Genomic DNA, 2,713 nt, shown 5'->3' on the forward strand with positions numbered 1-2,713 from the left:
CGACGAGGACGGTGCCGACCAGTGCACGGGCCAGCGCTTGCGAACGACCGGACAGCGGGACCGGGCGTGGGAGACCACCCCCGCGCAGCAACGAGACCGCCTCGACGACGACGCACGCCGCGAACTGCAGCCAGGCCAGCCAGACGACGACCAGGAGCACCACGATCAGCGCGTCGAAGGTCAGCGGCTGGGTCAGGTCGTCGCGCGACGGCAGACCGGTCGGAACAGGCGGGGTGCCCTGCCAGAGCACCAGGCCGACCGGGACGCCGACGAGCAGCACCGCGAGCGCGAGCAGCGCGCCGAGCACCGCGAGCGGCGAGGACCTCTTGCCCGCAGCAGTGGGAGCGGAGAACCGCTCGGGACCGCGACGCGCGGCATCGGGCTGGTCGGTGACGTTCATGGGAGGACCTCTGCTTCCGAGGTGGCGGTGGCTTCGATGTCGAACTGCCCGATCCCGATCAGGAGGAGCATCTTGGTCGGGACCGAGTCGCGCGCGGTCACGGTCACCGAGTCGTCGGTGGCGACGACCCGGATGCCCTCGTAGCCCCGCCCGGCGAGCACCTCGCGGGCGCGCTGCTCGGCCGCGACGGGATCGATCACCAGGTCGGTGGAGTCCTCGCGGAGCCGGACCACGTCGGTGGCCTGGGCGCCGGCGACAGCCGCTGCCTCGACGTCGTCGGCGAGGGTCATCCGCGCGTTGAGCGCGCCGCCGCCGTCGACCACCAGGCCGGCCACGACGACCAGGGAGATGGCCAGGCCGACCACGAAGGCGGACGCGGAGCCGCGCTCGTCGCGGCGCTTGGCGCGGGTCATTCGAGCCTCCGGTAGGGATCGAGCCGGACATGGGACTCGGTGTCGATCGTGACGCTGCCGGGCAGGCCGATCAGGCCGAGGTCGTCGTACGGGACCTGGCAGCGGAGCTCGACGCTCACGCTGCCGTCCGGACGCCAGTCGGCGATGAAGCCGACCGAGCAGTCGGAGCCGTCGAGCGATGCCGCCACGATCGAGCGTGCTGCCTGCTCGGCCTCTCCCCTGGTGTCCTCGAGCGACGCCGCGCGGGCGGCGTCGCGCGCGGCGGCCTGCATGTCGCCCTGGACGGCGACGTAACGGCCACCGGCGACGACCAGCAGCACGAACGCCACCAGGACCGGGGCGAGGATCACCACCTCGACCGCCATCGACCCGCGCTCGTCACGTCTCATCGGTCGTCGCCCTCGAGCTCCTCGATCGGACCCTCGACGGTCTGGCTGACCGTCGGTACGCCGAACGGCGAGATCTCCTGCGCGCGACCGGTCACGGTCACCCGGACCCGGTTGTCACCGACCCGGGTCACGGTGATGTGGACGTCCTCCAGGACGCCGTCGCCGATGTTGTCCGCGTAGTGGTAGCCGGCCTGACGCGCCCTCGCCTCGTCGGCGTAGACGCGCGCGACGCGGGCGGCTTCGCGCGCGGTCGCGCTCGCCGCCTGGTTGCCGAACCAGACGAGCGAGAACTGCACCGCGAGGAAGATGATGAACATCAGCAGCGGCATGTAGAGCACGAGCTCCACGCTGCTGACGCCCGAGTCGTCGCGGCGCCGGGTGCGCCACCGAGAGATCATGGTCAGAGGCTGATCGAGTTCGCCTTGGAGTTGACCTTGTTGTAGATCGCCCAGCCGACGGCTGTCGCGAGCGCGATCAGGATGCCGGTGATGATGACCAGCTCGACCGCCGAGACGCCGCGCTCGTCGTCACGCACGCGGTCGAGGTGGCTGCGAACCAGGATCCACAGGTAGTGCACTTCGGGACTCATCCGAGTTTGTCCTTTCCTTTGCAATGGTGTGAAACGTTCCCCCGTCGGCCCCTGGCTAAGCCAGGATCCGGGCCAGGGCGGGGTAGATCAGGAAGACGAGGAAGCCGGCGCACAGCAGCAGCTGCGCGACGAGCATCGACTGGGAGCGCTCCTCGGCCTTGGCCTCGGCGTCCGCGAGCTCGCGGTGCCGCATCGAGCTGGCCCGCGCGGTGAGGGAGTCGCGGACCTTGGCGCCGTCCTCGGCGACGAGGGCGAGCGCGGCGGCGAGGTCGCGCAGCTCGTCGACGTCGACCTCCTCGCCGAGCTGGCCGAGCGCGAACCACGGCGTGATGCCCTGCAGCTTCGCCGCCTCGAGGGTGTCGCGGATGCGGATCATCCCCCAGCTGTCGCTGACGTTGGAGGCCGCCTGGAGCGCCTCGGGGACACCGCGACCGCCCGCGAGGTTCATCGCCACCAGGTCGAGGAACGCGCTCACCATGTGGCGGAACGAACGGCGCTTCTCCTCGGCCTCCTTGCGGAGCCGGCTGTAGGGCACGACCGCTCCCACGACCGCACCGATGAGGACCATCCACAGCGGCACGGCGAACCCGACCAGGCCGATCAGCGCCCACGGGACCAGCGCCAGGTTCGGAAGCACGGCGCCGACCAGCGCGGCGGCGGCGGTCCGCGCGAGGAACATCTCCCGCGACTGGCCGACCATGCCGAGGTCGGCCTCCAGCCGGTGCGGCAGGTCGTGGCCCTGGGACTCGAGCAGGTCGCCGATCCGCGCGCCCAGGCGCCGCATGCGGGGCGACTCCTCGGCGTGGCGGCGGTCGACGGTGAGCGACGCCTCCCGGCGCCCCCGCGCGAGGCGGGCGTCGAGCAGGGCGAGCGCCACCGGTCCGGAGGTGGACGGCTGCGCCACCAACCACGCCGCGAGGAG

The 2,713-nt window shown here is 71.8% G+C and carries 5 protein-coding genes and 1 pseudogene; all 6 read right to left on the reverse strand.

Going from position 1 to position 2,713, the window contains the following annotated elements:
- Positions 1-400 (reverse strand): annotated as a pseudogene (locus H0488_RS22435) (hypothetical protein); the annotation flags it as partial.
- On the reverse strand, positions 397-813 hold the full coding sequence (locus H0488_RS22440) for a pilus assembly protein (protein WP_183101420.1): 417 nt from the start codon (positions 811-813) through the stop codon (positions 397-399). The pseudogene H0488_RS22435 and the gene H0488_RS22440, both read right to left, overlap by 4 nt.
- The gene (locus H0488_RS22445; protein WP_183101421.1) at positions 810-1,202 is read right to left on the reverse strand and encodes a TadE/TadG family type IV pilus assembly protein; all 393 of its coding nucleotides are present in this window, start codon (positions 1,200-1,202) and stop codon (positions 810-812) included. Before H0488_RS22445 ends, H0488_RS22440 begins: the two co-directional genes overlap by 4 nt.
- A complete protein-coding gene (locus H0488_RS22450; RefSeq protein WP_183101422.1) occupies positions 1,199-1,600 on the reverse strand; it encodes a TadE/TadG family type IV pilus assembly protein in 402 nt (133 codons plus the stop codon). The genes H0488_RS22445 and H0488_RS22450 overlap by 4 nt, the downstream gene beginning before the upstream one ends.
- A gap of 2 nt (positions 1,601-1,602) precedes the next feature.
- Positions 1,603-1,791 (reverse strand): TadE/TadG family type IV pilus assembly protein, encoded by a 189-nt coding sequence (locus H0488_RS22455; RefSeq protein WP_183101423.1) that lies wholly within the window; start codon positions 1,789-1,791, stop codon positions 1,603-1,605.
- 55 nt (positions 1,792-1,846) lie between these two features.
- On the reverse strand, positions 1,847-2,713 hold an 867-nt coding region (locus tag H0488_RS22460), incomplete at its 5' end, for a type II secretion system F family protein (RefSeq protein WP_183101424.1).

This window comes from Nocardioides pelophilus (assembly GCF_014180685.1).
Classification (GTDB): domain Bacteria; phylum Actinomycetota; class Actinomycetes; order Propionibacteriales; family Nocardioidaceae; genus Nocardioides; species Nocardioides pelophilus.